We start from the raw sequence: 19,146 nt of genomic DNA on the forward strand, positions 1-19,146 counted from the left end.
GTTAATTTTCAAAGAAATATTCAAAAAAAAATGACATTTGGACGGATTTTTGTTTAAATTTATCTCAACATTAATCAAAAAAATTTATTATTATGTCTTTAAATGTCATTGATTTAATTAAAGGACAATTAGGTCCCGCTTTGGTTTCACAGGCTGCATCACAGTTTGGAGAAAGCGAATCCGGTATTTCTAAAGCAATTGGTGGCTTATTACCTGCTGTAGTAGGTGGTTTAGCCAATAACGCAGACAATCCTGGTGTTTTGGATGCTATTACAAAAGCCTCTTCAAGTGGAATCTTAGGAAATCTATTAGGTGGATCATCTAGTAATCCTATCATCACCACTTTATTATCTTCTCTTTTTGGAGATAAGGTAGGCGGATTAGTAAATTCCATTGCCAGTTTTTCAGGAATCAGCAACAATTCTGCAGGTTCTTTGTTAAATCTGGTTACCGGGGCTACAGTAGGCACAGTAGGAAAATATGCAGCAGACAATAATTTGGGTGCTTCAGGTATTTCCAGCTTACTGAATGATCAGAAAGGCATTATTTCTTCTTTACTGCCGGCAGGTCTTTCTTTGGCTTCCTTTGGATTGGGAGCTGAAAATTGGTTCGGCCAGGCTAAGGAAACAGTTTCTTCAGTAACTTCTACTGCTAAGGACAACATCACTGAAGGTGTAGCTACAGCAAGAGAAAACGTGAGCGAAGGAGCAAGAGAAATAAGAGAACAATTTGAAAATAACAATAATAATAATCAAGGCGGAGGTTCAATCTGGAAATGGTTGCTTCCGCTTTTATTATTAATTGCAGCAGGATATTTCCTTTGGAAACAGTGTGAAAAGAAGCAAACCACAACTACAATGACTTCTACTTCAGACTCCACAGGAACATCTGTAGACACAGCTTCTGCAACAACTTCTACACCAGCTACCACAGCTACTCCTGTAGCGAAAACCGATGAAAACATCGAGCTTAACGGAGTAATGCTGAAAGGATACAAAGGCGGTATGGAAGATCAAATGATTGGATTCCTTAAATCTGGAGGGTATAAAAATGCAGCAGATGATGCCGCATTAAAAGACAAATGGTACGATTTCGACCATGTAAACTTCAAAATGGGAAGTTCTACTGAATTAGAGACAGGTTCACAAGGCCAGTTGGATAATTTGGTAGCCATCCTTAAAGCTTTCCCTGATGCAAAAATCAAAATCGGTGGTTATACTGATAAAACAGGAAACGAAGCTTCTAATGTGAAATTATCTCAGGCAAGAGCTGATCACATCAAAGCTGCTTTAGCAAAAGCAGGAGTAGGTGCCCAGGTTCTTGGAGCTGAAGGTTACGGAAGTAAATTTGCTACTGTAGACGCAAAAGCTTCTGATGCAGAAAGAGCTGCTGACAGAAAAATGTCTGTAAGATTCTCTAAATAATCTTTAGAATCAATAAAAATTGAATCCCGGAAATTACTTTCCGGGATTTTTTATGTTCTTATTTTTTGTGTTTACATTTATTTAATTAAATTTGTTAGTCATTTCTAACATTTATGAATTTCAATTTAAAAAACGCCTGGCGAAAAGATAAAACATCCCACTCTTTATCAGAAGTTTATTCTTCTATTAAAGTTCCTAAAAATGCCAGTTTTTGGAGAAAATACCTTGCTTTTGCAGGGCCGGGGCTTATGATTGCCGTAGGATATATGGATCCGGGAAACTGGGCAACAGATATTGCCGGAGGGGCCCAGTTTGGGTATACCCTACTTTCTGTCATTCTTATTTCCAATATTTTTGCAGTGGTTTTACAGCATTTATCCGTTAAGCTTGGTGTAGTAGCTGAAAGAGATTTGGCGCAGGCCTGTAGAGATCATTTCAATCCTACGACCAATTTTATTCTCTGGGTTTTCTGTGAAATAGCCATTGCTGCCTGTGATCTCGCCGAGGTCATCGGTTCAGCGATTGCCTTAAACCTGCTTTTTCATATTCCATTGACTTGGGGAATTGTGATTACAACTGTAGATGTGTTGGTCATTCTTTTACTTCAGGCCAAAGGATTCCGATGGATTGAGAGTATTGTAGGTGGGCTTATTTTCATAATCCTCGCCTGTTTTGCTTATGAAATCGTTATTTCAAAACCTGCTTTTAATGAAATTCTGGGTGGATTGGTTCCTCAAAAAGAGATTATTCAGAATCCGGCCATGCTTTATATTGCTATAGGTATTTTAGGAGCCACTGTAATGCCTCACAATTTATACCTTCACAGCAGTATTGTACAGACTAGGGACTATACCCGCGATACGGAAGGAAAGAAAGAAGCCATCAAATTTGCCACCTTAGACAGCACCGTATCATTGATGCTGGCTTTCTTTATCAATGCTGCCATTCTCATTCTGGCAGCTGCTACATTTCATACTACAGGAAACCAGCATGTAGCTGACATTCATGATGCATATCAGATGCTAACCCCAATTTTAGGGGCTTCCATGGCTAGTATTGCATTTGCAATCGCGTTATTGGCCTCCGGGCAAAACTCAACACTTACCGGGACACTTGCAGGCCAAATCGTCATGGAAGGTTTTTTAAATATTAAACTAAAACCATGGTTACGAAGATTGATAACAAGACTTATTGCAGTTATTCCTGCATTGATTGTTGCTATTCTTTATGGTGAAAAGGGAACAACAGAATTATTGGTTTTAAGCCAGGTTATTCTGTCTATGCAATTAAGTTTTGCAGTGGTTCCACTGGTCATGTTTACCAATGATAAGGCTAAAATGGGGGAATTTGTGAATAAACCGTTCTTAAAGGTTTGCGTATGGATTATCTCAGCGATTATCATTGTTTTAAACCTGTATCTTTTGTATCAGACATTTACAGGAGAACAATAGCAGATATAGAAATTCCCGTTATTCAGATTCAGAGCAGGATGATTCTAAGTTCAAGGTTTAGCTTTTAAGATTGTCGTCTGTAAATCTAAAATTAGAGTTCATTCTCTTCTTTGTCAGTTTCTTGTCTTTTATCTATTCGTCTATTATCTCACTGTCTATTTGTCTCCGGTTAAAATAGCCAATTTATCTTCTATTATTTTTCTGCCTTAATGTCCTGTTTTTTCCTTTGGCAGAGTCTTTGCGAAACATTCATGTAAATAAATATTGAATTATGGAAAATCAGGATATTAACGAAGAAAGCATCAATAATCAAGAAGATAACAATGTTCAGAATGAGGCGGCGTCTCAGGAAAATGTGACAGTTACTCCTTCTGCTGAGGAACTTTTGGCAGAAGAAAAAGACCGTTACATCAGATTATATGCTGAATTCGAAAACTATAAAAAAAGGACTTCTAAGGAGAAAATGGAATTCTTCCAATATGCCAATCAGGATATGATGGTTTCTATGTTGGGCGTTTTGGATGATTTTGAAAGAGCATTAAAAGAAATCGCTAAAAACGGAAATCCGGCTGATCTTCAAGGGGTAGAGCTTATCTATCAGAAATTCAAAAATAAGCTTACTGAAAAAGGACTAAAAGCAATGGAAGTAAATGCTGGCGACAGCTTCAATGTAGACTTCCACGAAGCTATTACTCAAATTCCGGCTCCATCAGAAGAACTGAAAGGGAAAATCGTAGATGTTATTGAAACAGGATATACTTTGAGTGATAAGGTAATCCGTTTTGCAAAAGTAGTAACAGGTAACTAAAATTCATAAATGATAAATGATGAGTGATAATGGATGAATATTTCACTTATTAATTTTTAAAATATCTTTTATCATTTATCAGTAATCAATTATATAATTGTCATGTCAAAAAGAGATTATTACGAGATTCTTGAGATCAGCAAATCTGCATCTGCCGACGAAATAAAGAAAGCATACCGTAAAATGGCCATCAAATTCCACCCGGATAAGAATCCTGGGGATAAGGAGGCTGAAGAAAAATTTAAAGAAGCTGCTGAGGCTTATGAAGTATTGAGCGACGATCAGAAACGTGCCAGATACGACCAGTTCGGTCACGCCGGAATGGGTGGAAATGGAGGTTTCGGAGGCGGAGGCTTCGGAGGCGGAATGAACATGGAGGATATTTTCAGCCAGTTTGGAGATATTTTCGGCGGTGGTTTCGGAGGATTTAGCGGTGGCGGCGGTGGTCGTCAGCAGGTAAAAGGTTCTAATTTAAGAATCAGAATCAAGCTGAACCTTGAGGAAATGGTAAACGGAACTCATAAAACCATTAAAGTAAAAAAAATGAAGATGGCAGAAGGAGCCACTTCAAAAATATGTCCTACCTGTAACGGTTCTGGTGTTCAGCTTAAGGTAATGAACACTATGTTTGGTCAAATGCAGACTCAGACCACATGTGGTACGTGTCAGGGAATCGGAAAGGTTGCTGATAAAATTCCTGCCGGAGCAAATGCTCAGGGTCTTATAAAAGATGAAGAGGAAATCACAATCAATATTCCTGCCGGAGCAAGAGACGGAATTCAGCTTAATGTAAGAGGAAAAGGAAATGACGCTCCGTTTGGAGGAACTCCAGGTGATTTATTAGTTATCATTGAAGAAGAAGTAGATCAAACGATCAAAAGAGAAGGCGATAATCTTCACCAGGAATTGTATGTTTCTTTTGCTGAAGCGGCTTTAGGAACGAAAAAAGAAATTCCTACAGTAGGTGGTAAAGTGAAAATCACGGTGGATCCGGGAACTCAATCCGGAAAAATCTTAAGATTAGCAGGAAAAGGTCTTCCAAGCATTGACAGCTATGGTAAAGGAGACATGTTTATTCACATCAATGTATGGACTCCACAAAAACTTACTAAGGAGCAAAAAGACTTCTTTGAAAAACAGATGTCCAGCGGAGAAATGGTTGCAGAACCTTCCGGAAAGGAGAAAACTTTTTTTGATAAAGTAAAAGATTTATTCAATTAAATATAGAAAGAGGCTTAGGCCTCTTTTTTTTGTATAAAATTTAAGATTTGGATATTCACCAGTTAGATGCCCAACAGAAAATAGATAGTCGGTACTTTACCTTTCGTCTGGGTAGAATTTAAAATTGTCTTCTAATTTTTCAATCATCATATCGCTCATATCTGGATAGTAAAGAAACGGTTATAAAATTACCCAGATCTTACATCAAAAAAATCCTGCATGTTTTTGATGCAGGATTTCTTCTATATGGTAGTGATCGTTTATTTTTTTGCAACTAAAGAATACATTCCTTTTCCTAAAGTGAAGACAGCAACCGCTGCCAATCCGCCAACAATTCCAAGCATAAGCTTTTTCAAAACATCCGGCCAAGCTGGAAGTAATCCATGAAAAAATTCTATTCTATGTAGAAAAATTTCACCAGCAACCATTACTAAGGCAATTGTTCCTACAACTCCTAATATTTTAATAACAATAGGCAAAGCCTTCACTAATATATGCCCAAGCTTTCCAAAAAAACCTTTATCGTTACTTTTCTTTATTAATTTAAACCCTGCATCATCCATCCTTACAATAAGAGCTACAATTCCATAAACTCCAACAGTCGCAATAAATGCAACCAAGCTCGTTACTAAAATCTGTGTAATGAAAGGATGGCTTTCTTCCAATACGGTTCCTAAAGCAATAATAACGATCTCAATTGATAAAATAAAATCCGTTGTAATTGCCGATTTTACTTTCTGTTTTTCTATTTCTTCTGAACTTTTTTCTTCTTCTGCAATTTCCTCTATAACTTCATGCCCCTTTTTGTGACGATGAAAAAGAAATTCTATTATTTTTTCAACTCCTTCAAAGGCCAGATAGAATCCTCCAAGGATCAACACATAATTAATAGCCGGAGCATATAACCAATTGAGTAAAAAAACGATAGGAAGAATAATCAGTTTATTGATAAATGATCCTTTGGTGATAGCCCATAGAACCGGAATTTCTCTGGAAGAAAGAAAGCCAGTGGCTTTTTCTGCATTTACAGCCAGGTCATCTCCCAAAATTCCTGCTGTTTTCTGTGTAGCTATTTTACTGGTAACTGCTACATCATCCATCAATGCTGCAATATCATCTAAAATTGCAAAAAAGCCTGATGCCATATTTTAATAATTTTTTAATCTTTGTTAAGTTCAGCAAAAATAAATATTTAATTCCATTTTCTGATTCATAATATGACAATAATTTTAAGAATGATGAGAATCACAAATAAACTCCCCTTTCAATAATTTATATCTTTGTTTAAAATCTATACAATGGATGAAAACTGGGAATCTCAATTACAAGGTATCTGGCAGAAGCTTGGAACAATAAACAACGAAGAATTTATTCTACAACTTAAAAATCATATAGCTCTCCTTGTGGATTCGCAAGCTATTGCAGATTTTGAAATGGCCTGTGCTTTTGACTCAACCGGACATGAAAAGGAAGCAGAGCCCTTATATAGAAGCGCATTAGATCTGGGGCTATCCGGCTTACGAAGGAGAAGAGCAAGGATTCAACTGGCAAGCACATTGAGAAATAATGGAAAAACAGAAGAAAGCATTCATATTTTGAGAGAAGAAAAAGCAAACTACTCTGATGAACTTAATGATGCTGTGGATTCTTTTCTAGCTCTTTCCCTTTCTTCAGCAGGGGAATATAATGAGGCATTATCACTAACCTTAAAAGCAATTTCCCAACATTTACCCCGGTATAACCGATCTCTTTATAATTATGCAAATACTTTGCATAAAGAATGATTCTAAAAAATATTCTTTAATAAAAAAGAAGCTATCCAACTGACTGAATAACAAAACAAAAAAGGATACAAATCATATAATTTCACTAGCTTTGCACCTTCTTTTTCTGTACATTTAATCTATGAAAAAGCTCATTCTCAGGTACCATTTTTTCGTTATGGGATGCGTCAGTTTCCTGCTGCAGTCCTGTAATACGAAATTCAGAGTTTGGGTAGGTCCTGGTGGCCAGCAGAAGATCTATAACTTAAAATATGGAGAGCATAAAAGACAGAAAATGGATGTTTTTCTTCCTAAAGATTATGCTGTAGATTCTCCTGTCGTGCTTATTGTACATGGTGGAGCCTGGACGCTGGGGAAAAAGGAACACATGATCCAGATCCAGAAAATGCTTTTCCAGAATAAGATCCCAAGCATCAACATGAACTACCGATTGGTTTCTCAAAAGAAAAAGATCACTTATAAGCAGCAACTTGAAGATATTAGCCTAGTCGTTGAAAAGTTCAATTCTCTAACGGAAAAAGCGGAACTGCAACCTAACAACTATGTTATTCTTGGTGAAAGTGCAGGTGGACATCTTGCTTTGCTGTACGGCTATCAGCATCCGGATCAGATCAAAAAGATTATTTCTTTAAGTGGTCCTACAGATTTTTACAGTCCTGAATACCTGAATTCCTTTTATTCTAAATATACCTCACCTACTATTCAAAAGGTAGTGGGAACAAAGTTTGACCGTAAAAATATCTCTGAAGCTTTTAAGCAAGCCAGTCCTATTGCCAATATTACCCCTGTTCCCACTCTATTATTCCAGGGAAATCATGACTTCCTGGTCAACCAGCATCAGGGAATTTCTATGGATTCTGCATTAACCCGGTTGAATGTACCCCACAAATTTATCTTTATGGAAAGGACAGGTCATGTGCCAAGATTTTTCAGCAAAAGAAAAAGAGACAGTATTATTTACCCCAATATTCTGGATTGGATCAAAAAATAATCTATTAAGCCAACATAATAAACGAAGGTATACTTATAAATTTTATAGCCACAAATGTACCAATACAAGGATTCGTATATTCGTGGCTAATGAAAAAGGCTATCTCAAAGTGAGGTAGCCTTTATATTTTTAATAGGTCTGAATTCTATTCAAAGTCTTTGTTTTCGTATTTAGAGAAGTCTTCTTTCTTTCCGAACATGAATTTGATAATCACCGGAAGTGTTGTTACCAATACAATCACAATGATGATATATTCTAATTTTTCTTTCAGATTGATACCAAACTGCTCCATGAAAAGCTTATCAAGATAGTGTCCTGCGAAGATCAAAATAAATGACCATAGAACAGCTCCTATGATATTATCTCTTAAGAATTCTTTTTTATCCATTTTTACAATTCCTGCAACAATCGGGGTAAAGGTTCTCACAACCGGTAAGAATCTTGCCATAATAATGGCCAGTGCTCCGTGTTTCTCAAAGAAATCATGTGCCTGATAAAGATATTTCTTCTTAAACAGCATTGAATCCGGCCTTTTGTACAAAGCAGGTCCGGCTTTTCTTCCAAAGTAGTATCCTACTTCATTTCCTATAATAGCAGAAAGTGCCACTCCGGAGGCAAGAATTGTTGTATCTAAGAAATCACTTCCTGTAGAACCAAAGGTCTCTTTGATGATTTCAACTGCGTAAATTCCTGAAACGAACAGTAATGAGTCTCCAGGTAGAAAAAATCCTACAAAAAGACCTGTTTCAGCAAAAACAATAAATAAAATAAGCCAAAACCCTCCCATTTTAATATAAAACTCCGGGTTTAATAAATCCTTCCAGCTATTGAAATCTTCCATATATATCGATGAACAACAAAAATAGGTCTAAAATATCTGAAACAAAAATTAATTATAAGATTTTAACTAAAATTTCACATGATATTTATAGGTCAAGATCATCATCGGAAACTGCGGTCCCATCGGCCATCAGGAAAGCTTTAAGGAAAGGGGTAAGATTTCCGTTCATTACCGCGTCCACATCTGATGTTTCATGGCCTGAGCGTACATCTTTTACCAATTTGTAAGGATGCATCACATAATTTCTGATCTGGCTTCCCCATTCGATTTTCATTTTGTTAGCTTCAATCTCGTTTCTTGCCTTCATACGCTCTTCCAACTCCATCTCATATAATCTGGAACGTAAAAGCTGCATTGCTTTTTCTTTATTCTGAAGCTGGGAACGGGATTCTGAATTTTCAATGATAATTCCTGTTGGGGCGTGACGAAGACGTACAGCTGTTTCCACCTTGTTTACGTTCTGACCTCCGGCTCCGGAAGACCTCATCGTTTCAAAGGAGATATCAGCAGGGTTGATATTAATTTCAATGGTATCATCTACTAAAGGATAAACATATACGGAAACAAAACTGGTATGACGTTTTGCATTGGAATCAAAAGGTGAAATTCTTACCAATCTGTGAACACCGTTTTCTCCTCTTAAATATCCGAAGGCAAATTCCCCTTCTATTTCAAGGGTAACGGTCTTTACTCCGGCTACATCTCCTGCCTGAAAGTTCAGTTCACGGATCTTGTACCCTTGTTTTTCTGACCACATGGTATACATTCTCATCAGCATGGATGCCCAGTCACAACTTTCTGTTCCTCCGGCTCCGGCAGTGATCTGAAGAACAGCAGAAAGCTCATCACCTTCATTGGAAAGCATATTTTTGAATTCCAGGTCTTCAATTTTTTCCACCAATTGTGGAAACGTTTCATCCAGCTCTTTTTCTGAATCAGGATCTTCTTTAGCGAAATCAGCCAGTACCTGAAGATCTTCAAACTGGGTATGAATCTCATCATAGCCTTCTACCCATTTTTTCTTGGAACGAAGCTGCTTCAGGAAAGCTTCTGCTGTTTTAGGGTTATCCCAAAACTCAGGAGCTGATGTTTTTTCATCATCATTGGCAATTTCGATCTTCTTTTTTTCAATCTGAAGGTATTTGTGTAATTCTTCAATTCTGGATTGAACTTCTTTTATCTGGTCGTTGTTAATCACGATTCTTTCTTTTTTGCAAAAATAAGGGATTTCTTTCAGAGTGGAAAACTAAGAGTTCAAGGTTTAAGGTTTGATGTTTATAGTTTAAGGTTGTATTCTTCAATATTCTAAAATCACTTCTCTTAAATTTCTTTTCCATCTCCTAATCATCGTCTCCACATTTATTACCTCTTCGTCTATTATTTATGCTCTCTACCTTATCATTTCTCTCACAATCTCCCCAATTTTCGGAGCCAATGCCACTCCCATTCCGGAAAGTCTTACTGCACAAAACTGTCTGTCTGAAATCTGCTTCACAATAGGTGTTTTTTCATTCCCCATAGCCATAATTCCTGACCAGCGAAGAGCAATCTTGAATTCCTGATTAGGAAGAATTACTTCTTTTAAAAAGTTTTCCAGATGGTTTTGAAGGAATTCTGTGGTTTCAAAAGCTGTTGTTTCTTCCGTCTTAAAATCCTGATTTCTTCCGCCACCCAACAATATGCGGTTTCCTAAGTTTCTGAAATAATAAAACCCTTCATCATAATGAAAAGTACCCTTTAATTTTAAATTTTGTATAGGTTCAGTAAGGAGAATCTGGCCTCTTGCAGGAATGATATTTTCTTTCTCCAAAAACTTTGAACTAAATGCATTGGTACAATAAATTAACTGATCTGCTTTTACAGTGAGATTTTCTGAAAGATCAACATTTACTTCATCCGAAGTTTCCTCAATATTTTTAACTTCAGTTCCAAACAAAAACTCAACTTTCAATTCATAGCATTTTTCCAAAAGCTTCTGTAGTAACTTTCCGGAATGCAGACTTCCCTCACATGGGTTTTCAATCAAAAACTGGGATTTACCCAATCCAAATTCTTTTATTTTATTCTGATTCAAAGAGTAAGTTTCCTGAAGCCCTGTTATTGATCGCAGTCTTTCATTAACTTCGTTTATATGGAGTAAAGGTTCATCATTATTCAAAATTTCGTACCCTCCGCTGAGTTCAAAGTCTATTTCATCACTTTTAAAATACTGTCTGATCTTCTGAAGCCCTTCAAACCTCATTGTAACAAGATCCAATGTTTTGTCCCAGCCCATTTTCTGAGCATCGGCAATGATTTCTGTAAGGCTTCCAAAGCAGGCAAAACCGGCATTCCGTGTTGAAGCGCCTAATGGAACAGCATTTCTTTCAATAATTAATACAGATTTTTCGGGAGATTTTTCTTTCATGGAAATCGCAGTCCAAAGTCCGGAGAATCCAGCTCCAATAATGACAATATCTCTTTTACGGTAGAAGGTTTCCTGTTCCCAGATGCTGATCATGAGTAATGGGTAATTAGTGATGAGTAATTTATGAAATGGATGAAAACGAATAGATGATAGACGGAGAAATGATAGGCTGATGCTCGGAGAGGTATTTAAAGCCTTACCTTAGTTTTTAGATCGGGGCCATTGAAATGTCATAATCTTAAACTTTGATTCTCATCTTGTAACCGGGATTCAACTACTCTTCCTTCTCGCCGTTGTGATGAAAACCAATCTCACGTCTGGGTTCTTCAACCACTTTATAAGTTTCAAGCTCCTTTCTTAAAGTCTGGATTCTAAACTGGAATTCGTCAAAATTATTGATGATAACATCTGCTAAAAACCGGGCTATCTGATCAAGATATTCTTCTGTAAGTTTTGCAGCAGCATCCCGTAAGGCTCCATTGATCAGGTTCTGATCAATTTTAAGTTTTTCATTTCGGGTCCTTTGATAAAGGTTTTTGATCCGTTTCTTCAGACTTTGGGTAAAATCAATCAGCATGGTATTGCTAAAAACTTTCATACTTGAAGAAACATCATGCCAGAAAGGTACTTTATCTGCTTTATTATTTTTAAGAATTTTATAGAGTAACGAATCTTCTTCAAGCCCTCTGGTCATCGCATATAAAATAATTTCAGAACGTTCTGATGCATTAGGCGGAAATATAGGAATCATAACATCAAACCTTCCGGGTGCTAAAATTTCTTCATCAATTTCTGAAACTGAATTGGCTGAACCTACCATTAATACGCCTTCTTTTTCAAATTTTCCGATATAATGAAGAATCAGTTCCTGCGCTTCAAGATTACAGGACGCAATATCATTATCTGCTTTCCTTTGCATCATAATTTCATCAAAATCATCAAGGAAAAGGAGCATTTTATTTTCCTTCATCATACTAAGAAGAAAATCACTGAAATTGATCTGATTTCCGTCAACCAATGAAGTTCCCAGATAGTGCTTTTTAACTTCTTTAAACTGATATCCTATGATTTCAGCAATTTTATTGGCCCAGAAAATCTTACCGCTTCCGGGAGGTCCGTACAAAATAATTCCTGCCGGCTTATTGATTCCCCAGTCTTTGATCTGCTGTGGATTTAAAAACGGTTCAAGCACTGCTGATGTATAGAAAAACAGATCTCTGTACCCTATAAAATCTCTCTGCTGAAGACTTGTTTTATGTCCGAAATAATCATACACAAACTGGTAATTCCCCCCCAACTTGTTATCAATCCCATAGCTGGAAATGGAAGATTTGAAAAAGCCATTATCAAAAATATTAAGATTATTTTCTTTTATCGCTTTTTCAACCTTATCTTTAGGCTGATTGATCACTTCAGCAATCTGCTCCAGCGTTTTACTTTTGTCCAGGTCCTTTTCATATAATCTCAAAAAATCTAAATTTTCGCGGGCAAATTTTTCAAAGTCCTCCTTTACTTCAAAATTTGTACTGATACAGTCTACCAATTCAAGATCAAAATCCTGTATAAACTGTTTGATGGCTTCTGCAGAGACATTCAGTTCTGCGGCGAGTTCAATTAGCTTCATAATTCCCTATTAGTTCTATCAAATTTAATATTTTAATATTAAAAACACCTATGAAAGTGTCTGAATTTAATACCATTTTAATCTAATTATTATCAATCCACCTATCCTTTTCCTTCAACGCTGTTAAATATTGAAGTTCTTTGATCATTTGCTTTTTCATTGTGACATTATTTTATAATTTTATCGAAACGAAGGAAATGAAAAAAATATATTACGTGCCAGGTTTAATCAGTGCTATACTGATACCCCTTTTATTCTGGTATTATGGAAATCAAAGGGTTCATCCTCAATATACTGCTATAGATTTGGGAATACCTGGCAAAATCACGCCCAAAATTCCTATACAATATACTTTTGAATTTGTGAGAAACTGGAATTATAAAAAGATTACCGTATCTCCTAATACTGCTTTACAGAATCAGGAATATTATATTTCTGAACTGAAAAAGATACAGACAAAGAATGAGAAAGAAACAGGAATTGAATTTATAATTAATGACGAAAATAGCTATCAGGACTTTATAACTCTGATTAATGTCATGTTGATTTCCAAGCAAGAGTCTTACACTGTTGATATGGAAAAGACTGGTCATGTGTTTGCTATTCATTCCTATAAAGATCCTAATAAAATAGAAAAAGACCATTATTTTCCTTGTGGTACCCAAGCTGCTACCATTCATTACAAAGAAGAAACTCAATACAAAGGTTTTGACAGATTAAAATCTTTCGCAGAACTTCCGAAACAGTCTTTTTATATGATTTTTGGCTTTATGCTTTTTTTAAATATATCTATGCTAAGTATTAAAGAAAACCTTCAGTTTCATAAAAAAGAATAATATTAGGGAAGTATATTAAAGGTATCAATCCCTGGATACAACTTAAGATAAAAGGCTGCCAAATAGCAGCCTTCCTTTCACATTACTTTTTATCTAACAACGGAAGATATTTTCCGTATCCTTTTGTTTCCATTTCAGCTTTGGGAATGAACTTCAGGGAAGCACTGTTGATACAGTACCGAAGTCCTCCTTTATCCTCCGGTCCGTCATTGAAGACGTGTCCCAAATGAGCATCACCGGTTTTACTTCTTACCTCTACCCTTGTCATTCCGTTCGTACGATCCATTTTTTCATCAATCAGACTTTTGGTAATTGGTTTTGAGAAGCTTGGCCAGCCACATCCTGATTCAAATTTATCTGTTGAAACAAATAATGGTTCCCCTGTGGTAATGTCTACATAAATTCCTTCACGGGTCTCATTCCAGTATTCATTTTGGAAAGGTCTTTCTGTACCGTTTTCCTGAGTTACACTGTATTGTTCTGCTGTTAATTTGTCTTTTAAAACCTTTTTATCCTGTTTTTGATAAGAGGTTGCTTTGGGAAGTGGATTTGCTTTTTTAGCCATTTCAAAAAGTCCCGGTTCAATATGACAGTAACCGCCTGGGTTTTTATCCAGATAATCCTGATGATAATCTTCAGCTTTATAGAAATTTTTTAAAGGAACAGTTTCCACCACAACTGGTTTGTTGTATCCTTTTGCTAATTTCTGAACTTCGGCTTTTACCAAAGTTTCATCAGCTTTGTCTGTAAAATAAATTCCCGTTCTGTATTGGTCTCCTCTGTCATTTCCCTGTTGATTAAGGCTTGTAGGATCAATGGTTTTAAAATACAGATCAATCAACAGTTTCAAATCTACCTGCTCAGGATCATACTTTACTTTTACTGTTTCCGCAAATCCGGTTGTATGGCTTACCACTTCTTCATAAGTAGGGTTTTGAGTTTTACCGTTAGCATAGCCAACCTCTGTCCCTACCACTCCACGAATCTGCTGAAAGAAATGCTCTGTTCCCCAGAAACATCCGCCTGCAAAATAAATTTCCCTGACATTCTTATTATCCATAATTTCCTGTTTTTCTTTTTTTACGTTTGTTTCAACGGGCTTATTCTTTTTAAAAAGCCCACTTCCGGCAGCAAAAACTGCGATACCCAGAATAATGCCGAGTACGATTAATATATTTTTCATATTTAGCTTTTTGTTCATTATTTATTTTTTTGTAAGATCATGAATCCAAATCCTAAAAGCATCAGATCCTTCAGTATAAAAAAATCTGTAACAGGAACTCCATCCACTATTTTCCACATTCCCGGAGTCGTAAACAAATAGCTTAACGTCACCAAAAAAGTAGCAATCATACCTATTCCTGCGTACTTTTTTAATACAGCAAATTTCGCACTAAATATCAGTAATAAAGCAATGATAATTTCTATCACTCCGATAAGATTTGACACTGTCTGGACGCTTATAATCTTATATACGAAAAAAGTTAAGAAATGGTTTTCCACCAAAGGTTTTATCGCTGAAGCTTCTGTTGGAGTAAATTTGAAAACCCCTATCCAAAGTAAGATGAGTGCCGCACCGAAAAGCGAAATATAATATCCGAGAGTGTACGCTGATTGATTGTTGCCTGAATCTTGTCCTGTTCCTGTCATTTTTTTAGATTTTGAATGAATACTTTTATTGTTTTTCAAAAGTATAGTCGGTGCTATTTCAAAATCCTGACAAAATTTTCTTAGAAATTTAGTTTTTCAATCATTTTATTTTTAAAATCCTGAATTTCAGATTCATTTATTTCTGCTTCTTTTTCGGCAAGAGTCTTTTTAAAAATCTTATCTAATAATTTCAGCTTTTCATTATAAACTTTACACCATTTACAGACGAATATATGAATGCTCAGTCTCCTGTTTTCTTTGGCAGAAATTGTTTGGGCACTACGTTTTTCCATCAGTAAAGTGGCTTCACTGCATGGTAAAAACAATATATGTAGGATTTTTTTTATCATCTCTATAATCTTGAAAACCAATTCAACTCCAGGCATTCTCTCAGTTGCATCCGGCTTCTCTGAAGGATCTTCCAAAGGTTAGTCGTAGAAACATTCAATTCCTGACTTACATCGGGTGCTTTTTTTTCTTCAATGTAATACATTTTTAGTAGAATTTTCCATCTGGCAGGTAATTCTTCAATACATTCTTCAAGCGTTTTATTAAATTCCTGGTTGTCCAGAAGTTCAGATTCTGTTGAAACATTCCAGTCGTTTAATACATCATTATTTTTCCAGGATCCTGTTTCATCAAAAAAATGATCCAGCTTTACATTGGGTTCCGATTTGTATTTTTTTCGGTAAAAATCAGCAATTTTTCTCTGGAGAATAGCCATCAGCCAAGTGAGTGGCTGGCTCTTCCCTTCAAAGGAATCATAATTGGAAAAGGCAGCAATAAAAACATCCTGAACGATATCCTGAGCATCTTCTTTATTGGAAAGCATATACAAGGCCTTCTTCAAAAGTGGTCCGGAATATTGTTCTATCCAGCTTTTCAGAATTTCGTTTTTCATCATTGTGGGTTGTTTTTATCTTACTTCAGATCTTAACGAAGGTAATAAGTTAAATGGAAATGAACAAAATATTCTTGGAATGAATATTTTTTGTTGGAAAACGCTAGGTCGCGATGATTTTAGATAATGAGTCTGTTTTTAAGGCGCAAGGATTTTATCTACGATAAAATTTTACACTGTTTTTAGAGTAGCCACGAATGCACGGATAATTTTAATTATGTATAAATTCTATGCAAAATCTATGTGATTTAAATAATAGTTTGATTTTTACAACACAGATACATAGAATAAGGTTATTCGTGCATCCGTGGTAAAAAATAACGCAGGATATCATTCAAAAATATTTACATCTGGTCATTTAATAAAAACTTAGGAGCCTATATAAGTATATATTTCTAATCACGAATAATTATTATGTCCGGCATTTGATAAAACATCCTTGAAAATATGAAATATTGGATATTAAATCACCTAAAAATCTTAAATTTGCATCTTATCAAAATTTGATATTAAAAAAAGCAAAAGCAATACTATGACATCACAAGAGATACGTCAAAAATTTTTAGACTATTTTAAAAGTAAGGAGCACCTTATCGTTCCTTCAGCTCCTATTGTGCTGAAAGACGACCCTACCCTTATGTTTTCCAACTCAGGAATGACGCAGTTCAAGGATTTTTTCCTTGGCTACAAAACCCCTACGGCCCCAAGAATTGCCGATACACAGAAGTGTTTAAGAGTTTCAGGAAAACATAATGATTTGGATGATGTAGGTAGAGATACTTACCACCATACCATGTTTGAAATGTTGGGGAACTGGTCTTTCGGGGATTACTTCAAAAAGGAGGCTATTGCTTTTGCCTGGGAATTACTGACTGAAGTATACGGAATACCAAAAGATAATTTATATGTAACGATTTTCGAAGGTGATCAATCTGAAAACCTTAACAGAGACCAAGATGCTTATGATTTCTGGAAATCTCATATTGCTGAGGATAGAATCATTAACGGAAATAAGAAAGACAACTTCTGGGAAATGGGCGCAAGCGGACCTTGTGGACCTTGTTCAGAAATCCATATCGATTTAAGAACTCCGGAAGAAAAAGCTAAAGTTTCTGGTTTGGAACTGGTGAACAACGATCACCCTCAAGTGGTGGAAGTCTGGAATCTCGTTTTCATGGAATTTAACAGAAAAGCAGATGGTTCTCTGGAAAAATTACCGGCTCAACATGTAGATACAGGAATGGGCTTTGAGCGTCTTTGTATGGCGCTTCAAGGGAAATCTTCCAACTATGACACTGATGTTTTCACTCCGCTCATTGCGAAGGTTGAAGAACTTTCAGGGAAAAAATATACCGGAATTTTAGAAGATGAAAAAGATATTGCAATTCGTGTAATTGTTGATCACATCAGAGCTGTCTCTTTTGCGATTGCAGACGGACAATTGCCTTCAAACGGAGGAGCGGGTTACGTTATCAGAAGAATTTTGAGAAGAGGAATTTCTTATTCTTATCGATTCTTAGATATGAAAGAACCTTTCCTTTACAAATTGGTTGCTGTTCTTCAGGAACAAATGGGAGCTTTCTTCCCTGAGCTTGAAAAACAAGGAACTTTGGTAACAGAAGTCATCAAAAGTGAAGAGGATTCATTCTTAAAAACTATTGAAAACGGTCTGATCAGAGTTGATAAATTAGTTCAACAAACTATTGCTGATAATTTAAAAGTATTACCAAGCGAAGAGGTTTTTGTCCTGTATGACACGTATGGTTTCCCTGATGACTTAACAAGAATTATTGCTGAAGAAAAAGGATTAACCATTGATGAAAAAGGATTCGAAGCTGAAATGGAGAAACAAAAGCTTCGTTCAAAAGCGGATTCTGCTCAGAAAGTGTATGACTGGGTTACTTTAGAAGAAAGAGATGAAAATTTTGTTGGTTATGACCAGATTGAATCTGAAACATATATAACAAGATACAGAAAGGTAGAAAATAAGGACGGAGAATTTTATCAGGTGGTATTAAGCAGCTCTCCATTCTATCCTGAAGGAGGTGGACAGGTTGGAGATAAAGGTGTTCTAGAGAACGCAACTGAAAGCTTCGAAGTACTGGAAACTAAAAAAGAAAATGGTCTGATCGTTTCTTTAATCAACGGTCTTCCAAAAGATGCAGGTGCTGTTTTCTACGCCAAAGTAAATGCAACAGATAGAAAGAACTCTCAGGGTAACCACTCTGTAACTCACCTTTTACATGAGGCATTAAGAGATGTTCTGGGAACTCATGTAGAGCAAAAAGGTTCTTACGTAGGTCCTGATTATCTGCGTTTCGACTTCTCTCACTTTAATAAGATGACTGAGGAAGAAATCGCTTTAATTGAAGAAAAAGTAAACCACAAAATCAAAGAAAGTATTGCATTACAGGAATTCAGGAGCATCCCGATTAAGGAAGCTTTGGAAAAAGGAGCAATGGCTTTGTTTGGCGAAAAATATGGTGACAGTGTGAGAATGATCCAATTCGGAAGTTCTAAGGAACTTTGCGGTGGGACTCACGTAAAAAATACCAGCGAAATCGGTCACTTCAAAATTACTTCTGAAGGTTCTGCAGCAGCAGGGATCAGAAGAATTGAAGCCATTTCAGGAGACAAATCAGAAGAATATTTCAAGAGTCTCGAAAAACAGATTATTGAGCTTTCTCAATTACTGAAGTCTAAAGATGTTGTAAGATCTATCGAAAAATTAATCGAGGAAAACACTTCATTAAAAGCTGAAGTAGAAGCTTTTAAAAAGGAAAAAGCAAAAAGAGAAATCGGTGATTGGAAAAATGCCTATGAGCAGAAAGGGAACAAGCAGTTATTAGTGAAAAAGACTTCTTTGGATGCCGGTTCTGTTAAAGATATCGTATTCCAGTTGAAAAAAGAGATTCCAACTTCGGTAACGATCATTCTTTCTGATGCGGATGGTAAACCAATGATCACGGTAGGAGTTTCTGATGATCTGGCAGCAGATTATCAGGCAGGAGCTATTGTAAAAGATCTTGCGAAAGAAATCCAAGGTGGTGGAGGTGGAAATCCTGGCTTCGCAACAGCTGGAGGTAAAAACCTTGATGGATTGGAAAATGCTTATCAGAAAGCTTTGAATATTTAATTCATTCTTATCAAAATAGTACCGCTTTGCGGTTTCTTAAGGATTTCATTATCCTGATTTATTTAAACAATA

17 protein-coding genes are annotated in these 19,146 nt (G+C 36.1%); 8 read left to right on the forward strand and 9 right to left on the reverse strand.

Features of this window, described 5'->3' with window-relative positions:
- Positions 1-92: 92 nt before the first annotated feature.
- The 4 genes from M2372_RS08285 to dnaJ all read left to right on the forward strand — a co-directional run bounded on the left by M2372_RS08285 (position 93) and on the right by dnaJ (position 4,904).
- Positions 93-1,424 (forward strand): OmpA family protein, encoded by a 1,332-nt coding sequence (locus M2372_RS08285; protein WP_123319864.1) that lies wholly within the window; start codon positions 93-95, stop codon positions 1,422-1,424.
- A 113-nt stretch (positions 1,425-1,537) separates the two neighbouring features.
- Positions 1,538-2,875, forward strand: coding sequence for an Nramp family divalent metal transporter (locus M2372_RS08290; protein WP_115973939.1), 1,338 nt, complete (start codon positions 1,538-1,540; stop codon positions 2,873-2,875).
- Positions 2,876-3,146: 271 nt separating this feature from the next.
- A complete protein-coding gene (locus M2372_RS08295) occupies positions 3,147-3,683 on the forward strand; it encodes a nucleotide exchange factor GrpE (RefSeq protein WP_123319865.1) in 537 nt (178 codons plus the stop codon).
- A gap of 102 nt (positions 3,684-3,785) precedes the next feature.
- Complete coding sequence (dnaJ, locus tag M2372_RS08300) at positions 3,786-4,904, forward strand: molecular chaperone DnaJ (protein WP_115973937.1); 1,119 nt, start codon at positions 3,786-3,788, stop codon at positions 4,902-4,904.
- A gap of 260 nt (positions 4,905-5,164) precedes the next feature.
- On the opposite strand, the gene M2372_RS08305 is transcribed toward dnaJ, so the two are convergent.
- Positions 5,165-6,049 (reverse strand): DUF808 family protein, encoded by an 885-nt coding sequence (locus M2372_RS08305; RefSeq protein WP_123319866.1) that lies wholly within the window; start codon positions 6,047-6,049, stop codon positions 5,165-5,167.
- Between the two features lie 153 nt (positions 6,050-6,202).
- Here M2372_RS08305 and M2372_RS08310 point away from each other — a divergent pair, with 153 nt between their 5' ends.
- The gene (locus M2372_RS08310; RefSeq protein ID WP_123319867.1) at positions 6,203-6,688 is read left to right on the forward strand and encodes a tetratricopeptide repeat protein; all 486 of its coding nucleotides are present in this window, start codon (positions 6,203-6,205) and stop codon (positions 6,686-6,688) included.
- Positions 6,689-6,809: 121 nt separating this feature from the next.
- Positions 6,810-7,679 carry an alpha/beta hydrolase gene (locus M2372_RS08315; RefSeq protein WP_123319868.1) on the forward strand — a complete coding sequence of 290 codons (870 nt, stop codon included), beginning with the start codon at positions 6,810-6,812 and terminating at the stop codon, positions 7,677-7,679.
- A gap of 145 nt (positions 7,680-7,824) precedes the next feature.
- Here M2372_RS08315 and M2372_RS08320 read toward each other — a convergent pair whose 3' ends face one another.
- From M2372_RS08320 to M2372_RS08335, 4 genes are all read right to left on the reverse strand, one after another.
- Positions 7,825-8,520, reverse strand: coding sequence for a DedA family protein (locus M2372_RS08320; RefSeq protein WP_123319869.1), 696 nt, complete (start codon positions 8,518-8,520; stop codon positions 7,825-7,827).
- 85 nt (positions 8,521-8,605) lie between these two features.
- Positions 8,606-9,718, reverse strand: coding sequence for a peptide chain release factor 2 (prfB, locus tag M2372_RS08325; protein WP_123319870.1), 1,113 nt, complete (start codon positions 9,716-9,718; stop codon positions 8,606-8,608).
- Positions 9,719-9,910: 192 nt separating this feature from the next.
- Positions 9,911-11,020, reverse strand: coding sequence for an FAD-binding oxidoreductase (locus M2372_RS08330; protein ID WP_123319871.1), 1,110 nt, complete (start codon positions 11,018-11,020; stop codon positions 9,911-9,913).
- Positions 11,021-11,201: 181 nt separating this feature from the next.
- Positions 11,202-12,551 (reverse strand): ATP-binding protein, encoded by a 1,350-nt coding sequence (locus M2372_RS08335; protein ID WP_123319872.1) that lies wholly within the window; start codon positions 12,549-12,551, stop codon positions 11,202-11,204.
- Positions 12,552-12,748: 197 nt separating this feature from the next.
- Here M2372_RS08335 and M2372_RS08340 point away from each other — a divergent pair, with 197 nt between their 5' ends.
- Positions 12,749-13,387 carry a hypothetical protein gene (locus M2372_RS08340; RefSeq protein WP_123319873.1) on the forward strand — a complete coding sequence of 213 codons (639 nt, stop codon included), beginning with the start codon at positions 12,749-12,751 and terminating at the stop codon, positions 13,385-13,387.
- 82 nt (positions 13,388-13,469) lie between these two features.
- Here the strand turns inward: M2372_RS08340 and msrB are convergent, their stop codons facing one another.
- The 4 genes from msrB to M2372_RS08360 all read right to left on the reverse strand — a co-directional run bounded on the left by msrB (position 13,470) and on the right by M2372_RS08360 (position 15,941).
- The gene (gene msrB / locus M2372_RS08345; protein ID WP_123320123.1) at positions 13,470-14,570 is read right to left on the reverse strand and encodes a peptide-methionine (R)-S-oxide reductase MsrB; all 1,101 of its coding nucleotides are present in this window, start codon (positions 14,568-14,570) and stop codon (positions 13,470-13,472) included.
- Positions 14,571-14,587: 17 nt separating this feature from the next.
- A complete protein-coding gene (locus M2372_RS08350) occupies positions 14,588-15,037 on the reverse strand; it encodes a DUF417 family protein (protein ID WP_123320124.1) in 450 nt (149 codons plus the stop codon).
- 80 nt (positions 15,038-15,117) lie between these two features.
- A complete protein-coding gene (locus M2372_RS08355) occupies positions 15,118-15,387 on the reverse strand; it encodes a hypothetical protein (RefSeq protein WP_115973927.1) in 270 nt (89 codons plus the stop codon).
- Between the two features lie 2 nt (positions 15,388-15,389).
- Entirely contained in the window at positions 15,390-15,941 is a 552-nt protein-coding gene (locus M2372_RS08360; RefSeq protein ID WP_123319874.1) for a sigma-70 family RNA polymerase sigma factor, read from the reverse strand.
- Between the two features lie 529 nt (positions 15,942-16,470).
- Between M2372_RS08360 and alaS the strand changes: the two genes are divergently transcribed.
- Positions 16,471-19,074 (forward strand): alanine--tRNA ligase, encoded by a 2,604-nt coding sequence (alaS, locus tag M2372_RS08365; RefSeq protein WP_123319875.1) that lies wholly within the window; start codon positions 16,471-16,473, stop codon positions 19,072-19,074.
- Positions 19,075-19,146 lie beyond the last annotated feature (72 nt).

This window comes from Chryseobacterium sp. BIGb0232 (genome assembly GCF_024810195.1).
Lineage (GTDB): Bacteria > Bacteroidota > Bacteroidia > Flavobacteriales > Weeksellaceae > Chryseobacterium > Chryseobacterium pennae.